Origin of the sequence: Shewanella glacialipiscicola (assembly GCF_023283485.1) — a bacterium.
GTDB lineage: Bacteria > Pseudomonadota > Gammaproteobacteria > Enterobacterales > Shewanellaceae > Shewanella > Shewanella glacialipiscicola.
On record NZ_JAKILU010000020.1, the window covers coordinates 48,942 to 66,917 of the forward strand.

14 protein-coding genes are annotated in these 17,976 nt (G+C 44.8%); 11 read left to right on the top strand and 3 right to left on the bottom strand.

Annotated elements, in window-relative coordinates; all coding sequences use genetic code 11:
- Positions 1-11 precede the first annotated feature (11 nt).
- Positions 12-2,801 carry an insulinase family protein gene (locus L2717_RS14110; protein ID WP_220775023.1) on the bottom strand — a complete coding sequence of 930 codons (2,790 nt, stop codon included), beginning with the start codon at positions 2,799-2,801 and terminating at the stop codon, positions 12-14.
- Positions 2,802-3,229: 428 nt separating this feature from the next.
- On the opposite strand from L2717_RS14110, the gene sixA reads away from it, so the two are divergent.
- On the top strand, positions 3,230-3,700 hold the full coding sequence (gene sixA, locus L2717_RS14115; RefSeq protein ID WP_220772986.1) for a phosphohistidine phosphatase SixA: 471 nt from the start codon (positions 3,230-3,232) through the stop codon (positions 3,698-3,700).
- A gap of 117 nt (positions 3,701-3,817) precedes the next feature.
- Here the strand turns inward: sixA and smrB are convergent, their stop codons facing one another.
- Positions 3,818-4,348, bottom strand: a complete 531-nt coding sequence (gene smrB, locus L2717_RS14120) for an endonuclease SmrB (RefSeq protein ID WP_220772959.1) — start codon at positions 4,346-4,348, stop codon at positions 3,818-3,820.
- Between the two features lie 81 nt (positions 4,349-4,429).
- Here smrB and prmB point away from each other — a divergent pair, with 81 nt between their 5' ends.
- The 6 genes from prmB to L2717_RS14150 all read left to right on the top strand — a co-directional run bounded on the left by prmB (position 4,430) and on the right by L2717_RS14150 (position 10,033).
- Positions 4,430-5,374 (top strand): 50S ribosomal protein L3 N(5)-glutamine methyltransferase, encoded by a 945-nt coding sequence (gene prmB, locus L2717_RS14125; protein ID WP_220772960.1) that lies wholly within the window; start codon positions 4,430-4,432, stop codon positions 5,372-5,374.
- Between the two features lie 124 nt (positions 5,375-5,498).
- Positions 5,499-6,593, top strand: a complete 1,095-nt coding sequence (gene aroC / locus L2717_RS14130) for a chorismate synthase (RefSeq protein ID WP_220772961.1) — start codon at positions 5,499-5,501, stop codon at positions 6,591-6,593.
- A gap of 67 nt (positions 6,594-6,660) precedes the next feature.
- Positions 6,661-7,833, top strand: a complete 1,173-nt coding sequence (locus L2717_RS14135) for an MFS transporter (protein ID WP_220772962.1) — start codon at positions 6,661-6,663, stop codon at positions 7,831-7,833.
- Positions 7,834-7,896: 63 nt separating this feature from the next.
- Positions 7,897-9,075 (top strand): ATP-NAD kinase family protein, encoded by a 1,179-nt coding sequence (locus tag L2717_RS14140; RefSeq protein ID WP_220772963.1) that lies wholly within the window; start codon positions 7,897-7,899, stop codon positions 9,073-9,075.
- 5 nt (positions 9,076-9,080) lie between these two features.
- On the top strand, positions 9,081-9,365 hold the full coding sequence (locus L2717_RS14145) for a YfcL family protein (RefSeq protein WP_076498130.1): 285 nt from the start codon (positions 9,081-9,083) through the stop codon (positions 9,363-9,365).
- A gap of 5 nt (positions 9,366-9,370) precedes the next feature.
- Positions 9,371-10,033: an RNA methyltransferase gene (locus tag L2717_RS14150; RefSeq protein ID WP_220772964.1), complete on the top strand. Its 663-nt coding sequence runs from the start codon at positions 9,371-9,373 to the stop codon at positions 10,031-10,033.
- Positions 10,034-10,142: 109 nt separating this feature from the next.
- On the opposite strand, the gene mnmC1 is transcribed toward L2717_RS14150, so the two are convergent.
- Positions 10,143-12,248 (bottom strand): FAD-dependent 5-carboxymethylaminomethyl-2-thiouridine(34) oxidoreductase MnmC1, encoded by a 2,106-nt coding sequence (mnmC1, locus tag L2717_RS14155; protein WP_220772965.1) that lies wholly within the window; start codon positions 12,246-12,248, stop codon positions 10,143-10,145.
- Positions 12,249-12,386: 138 nt separating this feature from the next.
- On the opposite strand from mnmC1, the gene fabB reads away from it, so the two are divergent.
- The 4 genes from fabB to L2717_RS14175 all read left to right on the top strand — a co-directional run.
- Positions 12,387-13,598 carry a beta-ketoacyl-ACP synthase I gene (gene fabB / locus L2717_RS14160; protein WP_220772966.1) on the top strand — a complete coding sequence of 404 codons (1,212 nt, stop codon included), beginning with the start codon at positions 12,387-12,389 and terminating at the stop codon, positions 13,596-13,598.
- Between the two features lie 159 nt (positions 13,599-13,757).
- Entirely contained in the window at positions 13,758-14,888 is a 1,131-nt protein-coding gene (locus L2717_RS14165) for a 4-phosphoerythronate dehydrogenase (protein ID WP_220772967.1), read from the top strand.
- A 2-nt stretch (positions 14,889-14,890) separates the two neighbouring features.
- Complete coding sequence (locus L2717_RS14170; protein WP_220772968.1) at positions 14,891-15,907, top strand: aspartate-semialdehyde dehydrogenase; 1,017 nt, start codon at positions 14,891-14,893, stop codon at positions 15,905-15,907.
- Positions 15,908-16,085: 178 nt separating this feature from the next.
- Positions 16,086-17,976: FimV/HubP family polar landmark protein (locus tag L2717_RS14175; RefSeq protein ID WP_283106105.1), on the top strand; the 1,891-nt coding region annotated here is incomplete at its 3' end.

Below are 17,976 nucleotides of genomic sequence, written 5' to 3' on the forward strand. Positions count from 1 at the left end.
AAGTGTTCTGTTTAAAAATTAAACTTATCTGCTGTTTGCTTAAAAGTCTTGAGATCAGTAATCATTTTTTCTGATAACAGTGGTGCTTGGGTTTTATGCTCTTCACCAGTGCTAAATAAGACTAAGCGGTCACTGTGTTTAGTACGCATTCTACGCATCATAAATTTAAGTAAATCGGTACGGGTGAGTTTAGCTATCTCATCGACAACGATTTCTCTTTGGTTAAATTGATAATCTCTATTACCGACACTGACCCAATAACGTTGACTACGCGTTTTGAGATTTGCATCATGTTCCATTATTTGGCTAATTAAGCCTACTTTTGTGCTTTCCCATTCTTCATTAGTAATTTGCATCACCGCATAATTAAAGTCGGCAATAAACTCATCGATTGCTTCTAATAAATGCAATGGTCCGGCTGTGGGTGACTGTATATAAAAAATGAGTCCAGGATGACGATTGAGTGGCAGATAACCTGTCCCGACCATATAGCCCAATTGCTTTTCGGTGCGCAGTTCATGGAAGAAGGTGGACGACATAGTGTGATTAAGTAAGCTAAATAGCGCCATTTTTTCTGGTGTTGCCACGGCCGATTGGTAATAGACTATGATTGCGCTGTCTTGATGATCTATAGCGAGTTCTCTTAACAACGTACCTTGGGCGGTTAGATTAACTAATTCTCTGCTGGACTCGGCGCTTGGCGTCGAAACTAAGGCTAAAATGTGCTCTAAGCGTTTGCCGAGCGCTTGAGCTTCTGAGACTAACCAATCCCCATAGACTAAACCTTCGAGGTAAATTTTTTCGTAAAAGGCGCGTACATGATCATGTAAATCTTCTAGGCTAATGTCTTCCAGCATTTGTGCCATGCGGGCGGGTTCATAACTGCTTTTTTGCAGTGTAACGGTCAGGCTAGTAAACAATTGTGAAATGGGTTTAGCTTGGGCCATATTCTGCCAGCTGCGCAATAATTGAGATTTAATCAGCGCAAAACGATCTTCAGTAAAATTACGTTCCCTCGCTTTATCAATTAATAAAGCCAGCAGAGTTTCTTGATTACCCGTGAATCCAGATAAATGTAGGGTAATGCCACCTTGATGCGGATAAATATTGTAACTTAAGCCCGCGACTTCAGCCTGATAGGTCGGCTCGGTCAAATAATCTAGCAGCATTTCAACATATAAGCGGGTGAGGGCGGCATGCTTTGGCGTTTTACTCGCTTGTTCTGAATCCAGTGATAAATACATGTGGCCTTTTGGCACATTAAACTCATCATCTTTCTTATGCCAAATACGGTATCCAGTTGATTCAGCGACGATCACAGGAACATCTACATCACTCTTATCTGGCCTGGGAATAGAGTCCGCTACGATAAAAGGGTTCGGCGTAGGTAGTTGTAATTCATGACGAATATGCTTAACTTGCCAGCGAGCAAGAGATTGTGGTGCAATCGTGCTGACTTTATAAGGTGTGTGATACCAGTTCGCTTTACGATCTGTTTTAACCGATTGCGCGATAAGCTGTAGACGCATGTTCGATGGCGTCATTAGCTCAAGTAACTCGATAGTCTCGGGGATATCGAGTCCATCCATGCGGTAGTCACCAAAGACTAAGTCTTCAACGTCATAATGATGCATATTAATGCTGAGATGGCTGGCTAAATCGAGTGATTTTACTTGTTCTTGATAACGAAATGCCATTTTAAGTAAATTTGCGCGTTCTAAATAACGCCACTCATCTAACCCTTGGGTTTTGATGAGTTCAATGTACTCAAAACAACAACTGATAATCTCATCAAGATTCGCCAGTCCCTTATCTGTTAACTGCAAGCCGATACTGTAATCTTTAAAGTTATACCCGTTTACGCCACCACCCGCAGACAAGTTATTCACCAGTCCTTGCTCTTTAAGATAGGACAACAGACTACCTTGGCTCTCATTACCTAAAATATGGCTGATATAAGTCAAAGGTTTACGTTTGTAGTAGTGGTCAATCCCAGGGAAATTAAAACTGATACTTAAGCGTTTTTGTTCTTTAAGCGGCACAATGTTGATTTGCGTTAATAGTTCTTTTTCAGAAAAAATAGGCACTTGAGGATAGTTTTTAACTAAGTCTAGGTTCTGTATGCCACTAAAGTAATGGTTTGCTAAGTCTTGTAATTCATCAAGAGAAAGTGGCGCGACTAAGCACAGTGTCATTAAGTTGGCACTGTAATGGCTTTGGTAAAAGTTGAGTAATTCGCTACGAACTTGCGCTTGTTCACCGCCTAAAGTGACTAAGTTACCGACAGAGAATTTTGAAAAAGGGTGGAGCGGGTTAACGGTTTCTTTTAGCACTTGATAGGTTCGGCGGATATCATCTTTGAGCTTTAAACTAAATTCAGATTCAATGGCTTGTCGCTCTCTGTCCACTAATTCTAAATCAAATTTAGGTGCGATAAAAAACTGGCTAAATCTGTCTAAAGAATCGGCAAACACGTCTTCATTGATGGTGAAAAAAAAGTTGGTGTGTTCAGTACCTGTCCAAGCGTTATTACTGCCACCATGTTGATTAATAAAGGCGTGATACTCGCCTGAGTCGGGGAACTTCTCTGTGCCAAGAAAGAGCATATGTTCTAAGAAATGCGCCATACCGGGTCTATCGGCGGGATCATCGAAATGACCTACGCCTACAGCCATGGATGCAGCCGCTTGGCTAGCATCTTGATCTTCAACTAATAGCACCCTAAGCGCGTTATCTAACACGAGATAACGGTACTGACGATGATCATTAGGACTTTTATAAATGGACTGAGAGGCTTGCAAAGAGACACTCCGATAACGATAGCTTGTTATATATTGATAGCCTTAACTGTTTTTAGCAAATATCTCTTGTGTTTATCGACTAAAGATTAAGTCTTATACCCAAACCACCTCAAAATGCAGGATTCAGCGGGAATTTAACGCACTTTAGGCAAGGCGGTTATTTGCAGACCTAGTGGACTAAGTTAAAAATAACTAACACAGCATAAAGTGCCTTAAAACCCGCCGGGACGGAGCGCCTAGGGCACTCCACTTCCGTGTTGCATCAATTTAAAAGGTGGCGTTCTGTCATTGATGCGCCTTGAATTGAAGCACCCTAGGCGCTCTGAAACTCGTATTTTGAGGTCGCTTGGGTATACATGGTTTGTTGAAACGGATTTTAGGGCTACAATTGGGATAAAATAAAAACACGTGTGAGTCACGAGATAAGTATGCAGCTATTTTTGATGAGACATGGTGACGCAGGATTTAATGCGCTGTCTGATAGAGACAGAACGCTGAGCGATGTAGGCAGGCACCACACCGTTTTGATGAGTAACTGGTTGGCGCGCAGTGTGACTGATTTTGATCTTGTTTTGGTTAGTCCTTACTTACGTGCACAGCAAACTTGGCAAGAGCTAAGTCAGCATTTTCCTGAGCCGCGTAAATGGTTAGTGGCTGACGACCTAGTACCCGCTGGTGATCCCGCGAATGTTGCAGCCTTAGTCGCGGCCTATGCTGAGTTATATAAAGCCGATAAAATACTCGTGATTGCTCACATGCCTTTATTAGGTTATTTGGTGAGTGAGTTAGTGGCAGGTGTGGAACCGCCTTTATTTGCGACATCGGGTATTACGCTCATTGATAAACATGCTGAGCAAGCTTCAATCGTCTGGCAGCACGCGCCCCACAGTATCAGCTAATGTTGTTCCATGTCGTGATTGCAAAATAATTACAACAAACGGCCCACCTTAAAGTGGGCCGTTTGTTTATCTTAATTGAAAGCAAATGTTTTAATGGCTTAAGTTTAGTCCAGAACATTACCGTCGATGCGGCAGTTCCCCAATATCGATCAGCACTAATAGCGCAGCGTCGCCGCCCCATTCTTTAGGGGCTTGGTGGAAAGCTTTTACCATAGGATGCTGTACTAGCCACATAGGGACTTGCTGTTTCAATATGCCGCTGCCGTAGCCATGCATAATGCAGCAACATAGACTTTGCTGTTTTACGCAGGCTTGGATCAGTGCTGCTAACTCAAGTTTGGCTTCTGATTGACGATAGCCGTGTAAATCCAACAGTAAATCTGGCTGGTAATCCCCACGCCTAAGGCGTTTTAATTCTAGGCTATCAACACCATCTTCCAACCAACGCATCGGCCCTTGTACTGGCAGTAGCGGTTGATAAGTATCTGAGAAATAACTGTTAGCATGCAGTTGCTGCTCTTTGAGCTCTATTTCTTGTTTGGTTTTTAAGGGCGTGCCGAAGTGTCGCTTATTTTGCGTGATGGGTTTAATCCCATCAATAAGCTTTGAAAACATCGCCAAGCCTTCATTATCATCGTCTTTATTCATGGCGGGTATTCTATTGAATCCTATGGTTTCTGAATAGAGTTCAGTTACAATGTTTTGCGAACAAATTAGCAGGAGCACGTTTTGGATAAGATCTTTGTAGATGAAGCCGTGACAGAGTTGCGCACCATTGGCGATATGTTGCGTTGGGCTGTAAGCCGTTTTAACGATGCCAATGTGTATTATGGTCATGGCACTGATAACGCATGGGATGAAGCCATTGCATTAGTTTTCCATGCTTTACACTTACCCGAAGAAATCGGCCAGCAAGTGATTTTAAGCAACTTGACCAGCAGTGAAAAACATAAAATTGTCGAGTTGATTATTCGCCGTGTAAGGGAGCGCTTACCGGTACCTTATCTGACCAATAAAGCGCGTTTTGCAGGGCTTGAGTTTTACGTTGATGAACGCGTGTTAGTGCCGCGCTCACCGATTGCCGAAATGATCGCCAATCGTTTTAGCCCTTGGTTATACGGTAAACCAGTCATGCGTATTTTAGATTTATGCACTGGTAGCGCTTGTATCGCGATTGCCTGTGCTTACGAATTTGAAGACGTTGAGGTTGATGCGCTGGATATCAGTCAAGATGCGTTAGATGTGGCGCAAATTAATATTGAAACCTTAGGGGTCATGGACAGAGTGTTCCCGATGCAGTCGGACTTATTCTCAGCCATTCCAGAAGGGCCGCAATATGATTTGATTGTCTCAAATCCGCCTTATGTAGACGCCGAAGATATTGGCGATATGCCTGATGAATATCATCACGAGCCTGCCATTGGTTTAGCATCGGGTCGTGACGGCTTAGATTTAACTAAACGCATACTGGCCAACGCCGCACAGTACCTCACGCCAACGGGTCTACTCGTAGTCGAAGTGGGTAATTCTATGGTGCATTTGATTGAGCAATTCCCTGAAGTGCCATTTACTTGGATTACCTTTGAAAATGGGGGTGACGGTGTATTTGTATTAACGCGTGATCAACTGGTTGAGAATCAATCAGTGTTTGGTATTTATCGCGACGCGCAATAACTTAAGATAGCAAATTAGGTTGAGACTTTTCCCGCTGCCAGTTAGGCTTGCAGTGGGAAAATAAATGGTCCAGTGGTCGCTGGACACGGAGCGATAAACAAATAATTTAAGGTGTACAACGCGGATGTCTGGAAACAGTATTGGTCAAAATTTTGTAGTGACGACGTTTGGTGAGAGCCACGGTGTAGCGCTCGGTTGCATTATTGATGGTTGCCCTCCCGGGCTTGAATTAACCGAAGCCGATATGCAGCACGATCTTGACCGCCGTCGCCCAGGTACATCACGATACACCACGGCTCGCCGTGAGCCTGACGAAGTGCGTATTTTATCTGGCGTCTTTGAAGGTAAAACCACGGGCACCTCAATTGGACTCTTGATTGAAAATACCGATCAACGCAGTCAAGATTACTCTAATATCAAAGATTTATTCCGTCCAGGGCACGCCGATTATACCTATCAACAAAAGTACGGTATGCGCGATTATCGTGGCGGTGGCCGCTCATCAGCTCGCGAAACCGCAATGCGGGTGGCGGCGGGTGCGGTAGCGAAAAAATATTTAAAACAAATTCATGGTATTGAGATCCACGGCTATATGTCGCAACTGGGGCCTATTTTTGCCGAGAAGATTGATTTTAGCCAGATAGAACAAAATGCCTTTTTCTTTCCCGATGCCAGCAAACTTGAAGCGCTTGATGACTATATGCGCGAGCTTAAAAAGTCCGGTGACTCAATTGGCGCAAAAATCTCCGTTGTTGCTACAGGCGTACCTGTGGGCTTAGGGGAGCCAGTGTTTGACAGATTAGATGCCGATATCGCCCACGCTTTGATGGGGATTAATGCGGTGAAAGGCGTTGAGATCGGTGATGGTTTTGGCGTTGTCACGCAAAAAGGCTCCGAAGGCCGCGACTTAATGTCACCTCTGGGTTTTGAGTCAAACCATGCGGGTGGCGTGCTCGGTGGAATTTCATCGGGTCAGCCGATCATTGCCCATATTGCATTAAAACCCACTTCAAGCATTAGCGTACCGGGTCAAAGTATGACGGCGCAAGGTGAAATGGCCGAAGTTATCACTAAAGGTCGTCACGATCCCTGTGTGGGTATCCGCGCTGTACCGATTGCCGAAGCCATGCTTGCCATAGTACTGATGGATCACTTGCTAAGGCACAGAGCGCAAAATCAGGATGTTCAGAGTCATACACCGATTCTTAGCATGAGATAGTCTGCATGAGATAGGCGGTGTGCGATAACGAATGTAATAAGTGACATGAGATAAATGGAATGTATTAATGTCAGTATCTTCTAGCACAAGTCAGCAATTACGCTGGCTTTGTGCCTGTTATTTTTTCTTCTTTTCTATTCTCGGTACTATGATCCCTTATCTTGGGGTCTTTTTTGAAAACCGAGGATTTAATCCCCAAGAAATTGGTTTTTTACTCGCAATCCTGATGGCGACGCGCATTGTTGCGCCCAATGTGTGGGCCAAAGTAGCTGACCGTACAGGCATGCGCTCCGAGCTGATTAAAATGGGCGCGGGTGCAGCAGCACTCGCCTATTTGAGTTTTTTCTACCATGGCGGATTTGTATATATGGCGCTCAGTTTGGCCTTATATACTTTCTTTTGGAATGCCATTCTCGCCCAGCTTGAAGTGATTACCTTAGAAACCTTAGGTGAGAATGCCAGCCGCTACGGCCAAATACGCAGTTGGGGTAGTGTAGGTTATATTTGCTTGGTGGTGAGTGCTGGCTTTGCGATTGGCCAGTGGGGCACAGAAGTACTGCCCTATATCGGCCTATCATTATTTATTGGCATGTTAGTTTGTGCGCTGCCATTGCCAGCCAATCGTTTAGTGCGCGACACCCATCAAGTTCGAGTACCGTTACAATGGAATAAGGCGATTATTTGGTTCTTAGTCTCGGCGATGTTGTTGCAAATGAGTGCGGGGCCTTTTTACGGGTTCTTCGTCTTATATTTAAAGCAAGCTGGTTATTCTGAATCCTCAGCGGGCATATTTGTCGCCCTTGGCGCGATGGCCGAAATCGTAATGTTTATGTTTGCGCCGCGTTTACTTGGCCGGTATGGCGTTAATACCCTATTGATTGTCAGTATTGGCATGACTTGTCTGCGTTGGTTATTGGTTGCCTTTGGGGTGGACAGCGTGTTGTGGTTAGGGTTTAGTCAACTACTACATGCCTTTACTTTTGGGTTAACCCACGCGGCATCGATTCAATTTGTGCACAGGCACTTTGATGCCAGTCATCGAAGCCAAGGCCAAGCGCTGTACGCCAGCTTAAGTTTTGGGGTTGGCGGCGCGCTTGGCACTTGGATTTGTGGTTATATTTGGGGCGATGGTAGCGGCGCTGTGTGGTCGTGGGTATTTGCCGCTGTGTGCGCTTTTGCTGCGATGTTGGCAGTATTATTTATCCCTAAAGATAAGCCTAGTGTTACTGCTGCAGTGTAAAATAAACCTTTTTTTGAACAGAATTTAAAAATAATAACAAGATTGTGCTGAGTGAGGTAAGAAGTGATTCGATTTCGTTTAGGCTTAGTTATCAACCCATTAGCAGGCCTTGGTGGCAGTGTTGGTCTTAAAGGTAGTGATGGTGTGGCAGCAGAGGCTCTGGCTTTAGGGGCAGAGCCGAAAGCTGCGATGCGCATGATGCAAGCGCTTGAGGTGATCTGTGATTATCGTGATGAAATCGAAGTTATTACTGCATCAGGTAGTATGGGAGAAGATGTCGCTAAAGCGCTGGGGTTTACCACGCAAGTGGTGTATCACACTCCTGAAAAAACCCAAGCACGAGATACCCAAGCCGTTGTGCGCGCATTGCTGGATGAACCGCTAGATTTACTCCTTTTTGCCGGTGGTGATGGTACCGCTCGCGATGTTTATTCTGTGTGTGAACAAGCCGACATTGATGACAAATTACCCGTGCTGGGCGTGCCTGCGGGCGTTAAAATCCATTCTGGCGTTTATGGTATTACGCCCCATGCGTCAGGCATGGTGGTGAAAATGTTACTCGATGGCGAGCTTGTTAGCTTAATGTCTGCAGATGTGATGGATATCGACGAAGTGGCTTTTCGTCAAGGCACAGTGCGCGCCAAACGATTTGGTGAACTTTTAGTGCCTGCCGAGCCGCGTTATGTGCAAGCGGTTAAAATGGGCGGTAAAGAAGTCGATGAACTTGTGTTGGCAGATATTGCCGCTGATGTGATTAATCAAATGGAAGATGAGCTTTACATTATAGGTTCTGGTAGTACCGTTGCCTTTATGATGGAAGAATTAAAGCTCGATAATACCTTGTTAGGTGTTGATCTTATTCAGCATAAAAAACTTATTGGTAGTGATTTAACCGCCAATGAGTTACTTAAGCTTACCCAAGATAAGCCGACTAAATTAGTGATCACTTTGATTGGTGGTCAGGGGCATATTTTAGGGCGTGGTAATCAACAGTTGTCGCCTGCGCTTATTAGGCGTATCGGAAAAGACAATATTATTATCCTTGCTACAAAAACTAAGTTAAAAGCACTTGAAGGACGACCACTAATTGTGGATAGTGGCGACCCTAAATTAGATCGCGAGCTTGGCGGCTATTACAAAGTGATTACTGGTTACCATGATTACGTGATGTATCAGGTGGCTAATCCAGATTTATTGGCCGCAGCCAATGCGCCCCTAAATTCAGTATTAATGGAGAGTTAGATTCAATGTTAGAGCATTACGAAGACGCATTAGAACAGTGGATCGCCAGCGTTGTCAGCCATGGTGATGACGATGCCTTATTTGCCTGTGGTTATTTACAGGGCCATGTGGCCGTGGTGTTGTCACAACTTGAAGCGCAGGGTGAAACCGATATCGATGCCCTTATGTTGAAAATGACCGATTGTTTAGCATTGGCGCGCCAAGAATTAAACGATGCTGACTACGCCTTAGTTGAGCAAGCATGGGCACAGTTACACGCTAAGATTATCAGTGAGCTGGATGTAGCCTAAATACGATGTTGATTTCAGAACCGCTACAAGTGGCAATAAGTGATGATTTACAAGATGCTAGCGCGGTATTTATCGGTTTAGTTAATCCTAAAACGCCGGTTAATGTCGGCGGTATTATGCGCGCATCGGGTTGTTATGGCGTTAACGGCGTATTTTATACTGGTAGACGTTACGAGCTCGCAGCGCGTTCTGGCGCGGCGCAATATCATGTTGATACTAAAGACGCTGGCGAGCATATTCCGCTCATGGGTGTTAACTCATTATTAGAGTCAATTCCGGCCGATACTAAGCTGATTTGTGTGGATTTAGTCGTTGGCGCAACGCCGCTGCCCGATTTTGTCCATCCACCGAAAGCCTTTTATGTGTTTGGCCCTGAAGATGGCACTATTGGCCAAGACATTATCGATAAAGCCGATGCCGTAGTGTATGTGCCTACGGTTGGTTGTATGAATCTGGCCGCTTCGGTCAATGTGTTGCTATATGACAGATTGGCTAAATCCCATCGTGAGGCTGCAAACCTATCATTGAATTTAGCTGGTGATGCGCTCATTCGTCAGAGCCGCGATAACAACAATCGCACTCGGGTGAAAGTGCCTCGAGCACCACGAAAATCTCGACATGTTGAACCAAGCAGTATCGATACATCTATCGTCATTACCGCCGCTTAAATGGTTTACAGAAAAGATGTTATAAAGGGATTAAGCTAAGGTTTAATCCCTTTTTCGTTACAAGACTTTCTTTTTTAAGTGACTTGTTCCTTTTCAAGTCACTTGCCGCCTAAAGGGCTTTGCCCTTGAGTAACTTACGCAGCCACATACGATTAGGGTTAAGTTTACATAAGGTTTTTTTGTCGAGCGGTATTGGCTCGCCGCAAAGCTGCGCCGCAAGGCATTCGGCAGCTAGTGGCCCTGAACTTAATCCCCGAGAGCCCAATCCGCCGAGAATATACAGCCCTTGATGCACCGGCGCTGGCGTTATTTGCCAGTAGTGTCGACTCTCTTTAGTTTGTTGATGTTGCTGATAATCTTTAAAAATTTTTGTTACGTCTGGCGCACACCCCATCATAGGAAAATGATCCCGCGTCACCATTCTCACCCCAATGCGGGCATTGTTGTCACTCATATCAATATTTTCAAGCCAGCTCTGGTTGGGATAACTCTCATGCATTTTTGCAAGATTGTCTTGCTGTTCCTGCGGACAAAAGTCCAGATGTGCAGGATCTTTAACGTAACTGGCACCAAGGCAATGCAGCCCTTCATGGCTCGGCGTTAAATAACCGTTAGCACACAGCACTGTCGCAAGTTGACTCAATTCAAATTGAGCTGGCACATGGCTGACCTGGCCGCGAAAAGGGCTGATTTGTAATTGATTACTGGCATCAAATTGCGTGAGCTCTGCGCCATTAGCGAGCACGAGCTGAGCAAAGGGACCAAAACGGCGATTGTCAGTTAATAAATACCAGCCATCGGTTTGGCGCTCAATGTTAAGGATGTCAGTATTGAGATTGAGTTTGACCTCGGTAAGCTCCATTGCTTTTTGTATGGCGGCCTCGGCATATTCAAATGGGCAAACCCAGCCACCTAAAGGATAAAAAAAGCCGGGTTTATCAAGCTTAATCTTGGCAATGGCATTGGCTTGCTCGGCATCGACGGCGTAGGCAATCTCCTGTGGCCAATCTTGGCTTTTTATTATTTTATTCAGTCTTAAATGGCTGCGCTCATCGTGGGCAGTTTGCAGTACACCGCAAAAATCATGGGCAATAGATGTTTGATTTTCGGCGCTAGCAGCGGTAAGAGATTGCACTCGGCGTCGGCTAAATAAAAATGCCTGTTGGAAAAAACAGCTCAATTCATCATTTTCAGGCGTGAGTAACGGATAAATTGCGCCCTGACGGTTGCCCGATGCGCCTTGGCCGAGCTGAGCATCTTTACAAAATAGTTGCGTGTCTTGGCCGCGCTCTGCTAAAGACAAGGCTAAATGCGCCGAAGCTAATCCACCACCAATAATGGCAATTGGGGAGGATATTTCTGAGGATAACATTGGCGCCGTAGGATTAAAGGCATAGACTTTAGCGTCTTGCTGACGCAATACATGGCGCTCGTGCAATAGTACGGTATCACGATGGTCATTAAGTGGCTTTTTGGAGAAGCTTATATCATCAGTGTTACTGTAATCACGGTTACTGTAATCATTCACCTCAAAACCGCAGGTTTTCATGCTATTAAGCGTCGTTTCAGTTAATCCAACACCTGCAATCGTTGAATTGTCATCACTGAGTTTAGCCATTTGCCAGTAGATTTGAGAATGTAGCAGGTTTTGCAGATGGGGCAGTACTAACCAGTGGTAAATGGGGTGCTGTGGCGAATGGATGAATGAAGAGAGTTGAGTGTGAATATCACCAAAGTGCAAATCAATTGTGATACGACCGTCATCAAAAATAAATCTTTGGCAGCCTATAATAGCCGCAGGCGCAGCATAGAGTAAGCTTTGCGCTAATGGGTTAAGCTTAGTGTCAAACTTAAATCTGAAGTCTGAATCAAGCTTTAATTCACTGCCTAGTACAGCCATTGATGTGTGTGATTGATCCCAAAGTAATTTAAGTTCGTAGGCATTAATGGGGTTGGGTTCGAAGACTTTAAGCAGTAAACGTTGGTTAAGATTGGCTTGTGTGTGCCACCAAGATAACATCTCAAGTCCGTTACCTAAGCCAATTTGTCCTAGCACGAGCAATTTTTGCTGTGCATTAACCTTAAATATCTGCTGCTGATAAACGCGCAATTTGCTGGCATAGTGCGCATCAGGGTGATCTGTTGCGGGATAAAGGTTGATTAATTGCTGGTAATCACGCTTAATTTGGCAAGGTTTATCGAGCTCTGCAGTCAAAGAAATTTACTCTCGGTCTCATAATAGGCATTATTTTACGCATCTTTATGGAAAGCTGACCACTTAATTGAGTCAAAACAGATATTATTGGCTCAGCGAAAAGTAGGTACTGATATGTACACAATGGGTAGCAATAAAATGAAAAGAGTCGTGATCACCGGAATGGGTGTTGTTTCAAGTATCGGTAATAACAAGCAAGAAGTGACCGAGTCACTGAAAGCGGGCCGCAGTGGTATTACGCATTCCGCTCAATTTGAAGAAATGCAATTACGTAGCCATGTATGGGGAGATATCAAATTAAACCCTGCTGAGCATATCGATCGTAAAGCACTGCGCTTCATGGGCGATGCTGCGGCTTATGCATACATTGCAATGAAAGAAGCCATTAGCGATGCCAATTTAACGGAAGAGCAGTATTCAGATCCGCGCGTAGGTTTGATTGTTGGTACTGGCGGTGCATCATCGTCTAACCAAGTACAATCTGCAGATACTCTGCGTGAAAAAGGCGTTAAACGTGTTGGCCCGTATATTGTGCCACGTATTATGTCGAGCACCGCCAGCGCTTGCTTAGCCACACCGTTTAAAATTAAAGGCATGAACTATTCAATCAGTTCAGCTTGCGCAACCAGCGCCCACTGTATTGGCCACGCTGCAGAGCTTATCCAAATGGGTAAGCAAGATATGGTATTTGCTGGTGGTGCTGAAGAAGTGGATTGGACATTGACCATGGGCTTTGATGCTATGGGCGCGCTGTCTACTAAGTACAATGCCACACCTGAAAAAGCTTCGCGTACCTATGATGCCGACCGTGATGGTTTTGTTATTTCTGGCGGCGGCGGTATTGTTGTGGTTGAAGAGTTAGAGCACGCTCTGGCTCGCGGCGCAAAAATTTATGCTGAAGTGATTGGTTATGGCGCATCGTCAGACGGTTATGACATGGTTGCTCCATCGGGTGAAGGCGCAGTTCGTTGCATGAAATTAGCCATGGCTGATGTCGATACTCCGATTGATTACATCAACACTCATGGCACTTCAACGCCAGTCGGCGATATGCGTGAGTTAGAAGCGCTACGTGAAGTGTTCAAAGACCAATGCCCACCTATCGCATCGACTAAATCGATGACTGGCCATGCATTAGGTGCTGCAGGTGTGCATGAAGCTATTTACAGCTTGTTGATGATGGAAAACAGCTTTATTGCTCCAAGCATCAATATCGATAATCTTGATGAAGCGGCGAAAGGTATGCCAATCGTTAGAGAATATCGCGATGCTGAACTGACTACCGTTATGAGCAACAGTTTTGGTTTTGGTGGTACAAACGCCACGTTAGTGATGCGAAAATTTAAATAAGTTTGTTTATCTAGCAGTATAAAAAGGAAGCTTCGGCTTCCTTTTTTGTTGGTGCTTTTTGCGAACCTGTTGCATCGGCAAGGATTTATCTCTTAAGTCTTGTTAGAATACCAAGCATCTTGATGCCTTCCTTTGCCACATTTTTAGAATCAGGTGCCTATGAAAATTTTAGTCGATGAAAATATGCCCTACGCTACGGCTCTGTTTAGCGACATGGGTGAGGTTATTCCGTTCAATGGTCGCAGCTTAACGGCTGCGCAAGTGCGCGATGCTGATGTGTTGCTAGTGCGCTCGATAACTAACGTTAATGCGGAGTTGCTCGCGGGTAATCATCAACTGAAATTTGTGGGCAGTGCCACTATTGGCACTGACCATGTGGATTTAGCTTACCTCGCAAAGTGCAACATTCCCTTTTCCAATGCGCCGGGTTGTAATGCCACCGCCGTCGGTGAATTTGCTTTTATTGCTATGCTGGAATTAGCGCAGCGTGTTAACTCACCACTGAAAGGAAAAGTGGTCGGTATCGTTGGTGCGGGTAATACCGGAACTGCAACGGCAAAATGTTTACAAGCCTATGGTATTAAAGTGTTACTTAATGACCCCATCAAAGCTGCGGAGGGCGACCCACGCAGTTTTGTCAGTTTAGATACCATCATGGCGCAGGCAGATATTATCAGTTTACATGTGCCTATTACGCGCACGGGTGAGCACAAGACCAAGCATTTATTCGATGAGGCGCGTTTAAGCGCGCTAAAGCCAAATACGTGGCTAGTTAATTGCTGCCGTGGTGATGTGATTGATAATCAAGCACTTATTAAGGTTAAGCAAAAACGTACGGATCTTAAATTAGTGCTCGATGTGTGGGAAGGTGAGCCTAAACCCTTGCCAGAACTGGTAAAGCTTGCAGAGTTCGCCACACCGCATATCGCAGGTTACAGTTTAGAAGGTAAGGCGCGCGGCACTTTTATGCTTTATCAAAAACTGTCTCTGTTACTTAATCTTCCTGCGGATAAAAGTCTTATCGATTTATTGCCGACCTTCAATATTAAGGAAGTCGAGTTTATGACGGCGCCGAATGAAAAAGCCTTATTACAACTTGCGCGCTTTGTTTATGATTTGCGCGACGATGACCTGATATTCAGAAATACATTCTTAAATGAGAATGGCTTTGACATTATGAGAAAAAATCACCTACATCGACGCGAATTTAGTGCATTGGCACTGGCTTATAACAACCTATCTGATGTAAATTGGTTATCCAATTTAGGTTTTTCAGGAGTCGGTCAGTAGCCATGTCACAGGAATTTAATGTTGTCGTTTTAGGTGCATCGGGCGCAGTGGGTCAAACTATGATAGAGATCCTCGAAGAGCGTAATTTCCCGATTGCCAATTTGTACCCTTTAGCCAGTAGCCGCAGCGCCGGTGAAACGGTCAGCTTCCATGGCAAACAAATTACCATTCTCGACGTAGAAACCTTCGATTGGACTCAAGCCCAAATTGGTTTTTTCTCCGCAGGAGGTGATGTTTCTGCCAAATGGGCACCGATTGCAGCTGAAGCGGGCTGTGTTGTGATTGATAACACTTCACACTTTAGATATGACATCGATGTTCCTTTAGTCATACCCGAAGTGAACCCGCATGCCATTGCCGATTTCCGCAATCGTAATATTATTGCCAATCCCAATTGTTCTACCATTCAAATGCTGGTGGCGCTTAAACCGATTTATGATGCTTATGGCATTACTCGCATTAACGTCGCCACTTACCAATCGGTATCGGGTACGGGTAAAAAAGCGATTGAAGAATTGGCACATCAGTGCACTAAACTTCTGCAGGGCTTACCCGCGGAAGCTGAAGTGTATCCAAAGCAAATTGCTTTTAACGTATTGCCACAAATCGATAAGTTTATGGATAATGGCTATACCAAAGAAGAAATGAAAATGGTCTGGGAAACCCAGAAAATTTTCGGTGACGATGAGATATTAGTGAATGCGACTGCTGTGCGTGTCCCGGTGTTTTATGGTCACTCTGAAGCAATCAACATCGAAACTCGTCAACCTGTCGATGCGGAAGACATAAAAGCGTTACTGCGTAATGCTGATGGCGTGGTATTGTTCGAGTCCGATGACGATTATCCTACGGCCGTGACTGATGGTGCTGGCACTGATCCCGTGTATGTTGGCCGTATTCGCAAGGATATCTCCCATTCTCACGGCATTAATCTGTGGGTTGTGTCAGACAATATTCGTAAGGGCGCAGCCTTAAATAGTGTGCAGATTGCCGAGATCTTAGTAAGAGATTATTACTAGGTTTTAGAAAGTAATTGATGTCCATTTAAAAAGCCTGCAGTCAGCAGGCTTTTTTTGTTTTACAATTGTGAACAGTAGCAGGGTAGGGATTTCTGGTTTATAGTAATCTCAATAAATACAATTGCCTAAAGCCTGTTATCAGTGAGATAACTTTATAGCGCTTCAAAGGGAAGGATTGATGACATTTCGCACTTCGTATCTTGTGGGTCTGATGGCCACTGTTTTAGCCGTTTCTTCCATTACTTATTTTGTTGATCCCGCCATTGCCGCAGACACATCAAGATTAAAACCTTTAAAAATCATGGGGCCAGATGGGCAAATTCGTCAGGTTAATCATCAATACGGCCCTACGACATCTAAAGACACTTTTTGGAGCATAGCGCAAAAAGTCCGCCCTGATGCCAGTGTCAGTGTTTATCAAGTGATGGCCGCGTTATACGATGCCAATCCCCACGCGTTTAATTCTGCCAGCTACAACAGTTTAGAACGCGGCATGATCCTGCTCATCCCATCTAAAGATGTCATGCAATCTATTCCTAATCGTTTAGCGATAGCAAGAGCCGAGCAAAGTGATAAACCCTCTCGCGCGGCAAAGAACACAGCTAAACCGGCAGCCAAGGTAACGATGGTTAAAGCACCAGTAGTTGCACCTGTCACAGTGCCAACGGTTGTCGCCGAAAAGGTCGTAACACCTCAAACAACTGCGCCAGCACCAGTTGTAGCTGATACTAAAGCTGCAGATACAAGCGTTGCGCCAGTACCCGCTGTAGATACGCAGGTTCAAGCTACCCCTAAAATGGTGAGTTCGGATAACACTGCACGGTTAGAGGCTGCTGAAAGTAAAAACCTGTCCTTAACCGATGAATTAGCTAGAACGCAAGATCAGCTCGCCGTACGCAATTCCGATGTTGAAGCATTAAAAGTGAAAGTTGAAGAGTTAAATCAACGCATTGCCGTATTAGAAGAAACGCTACAAGCCAGTAAGCTACAAAACCAAGCGTTAAAAACCGAGGTTGAAGCGGCTCAAATATCCGATCCAACCGATGCACAAGCTGACATCGAGCCTCCTGCTGAACCCGATGACCTATGGCGCAATTTCCTTAATAATCCCATGTTAATGGTTGCGGCAGCGGTAATTCCTGCTCTATTGCTATTATTGGGAGTGTTCTGGTTATTACGTCGCAAACGTAATAAAGAACGTCGCGAGATGCAGGCACAGCAAGCGGCTATGGCTGCGGGCGCTGCGGCGACTACGCTGAGTATGGATAATGACAATTTAGATGATATGGCGGTACATTTAGACCGTGATCCTATTGATTCTATCGACAGCTTACTCGATATGGGGAGTATTGATTTACAACCAGAGCACGATCTCTCTGACGCTAGCGACCAAATGGATATGGCCTCTGAGATGTTTATTGATCAGAGTGTTGCCGTTGAATCTGAGGTTGAGGAAGAAGGCCAGTCTTTAGATGATTTATGGGCAGAAGCCATGGGCGATCAGGAAGCGGATATACCAGAAGACAAGCCTAAATCTGGTAATATTCTTGAGGAAGCTGACCTTGATGCGTTATTAGCCGGTTTAGATGCTGAAGAGACCTCAAAAGATAATTTGAGTGAATTAGAACGTAATTTTGGCAACGATTTGGCCCAAACGAATGATGTTAGCTTTGAGCAAAACAACGATGTTGAAATAGACGCGAGTCAATCTGCCAAGGCGTCGGCAGCAGATACAGATGATCTTGATGCTTTACTTGCCGAGTTTAGTGCTCCAATCGCAAAAACGGCATCAGAATCTGTGGTAGTTGATGATCTTAGCGACACCTTATCGAATTCCGCTGTTGAATCCGATAATGATGTGGCAATGACTTCTAATGACGATATCGATGCCTTACTCGCTGACTTTGATAAGCCGACACCCGCTTATGAACCTGAATCTGAATCTGAACCTGAAATCCCTGAGCCCGATCTTAGCGCCGAAATTGCTGCTGAGTTAGATGCAGAGCTTGATGCCTTAGGCGTTGACGATACTGATGATATCGATGCCTTACTGGCTGATTTTGATAAGC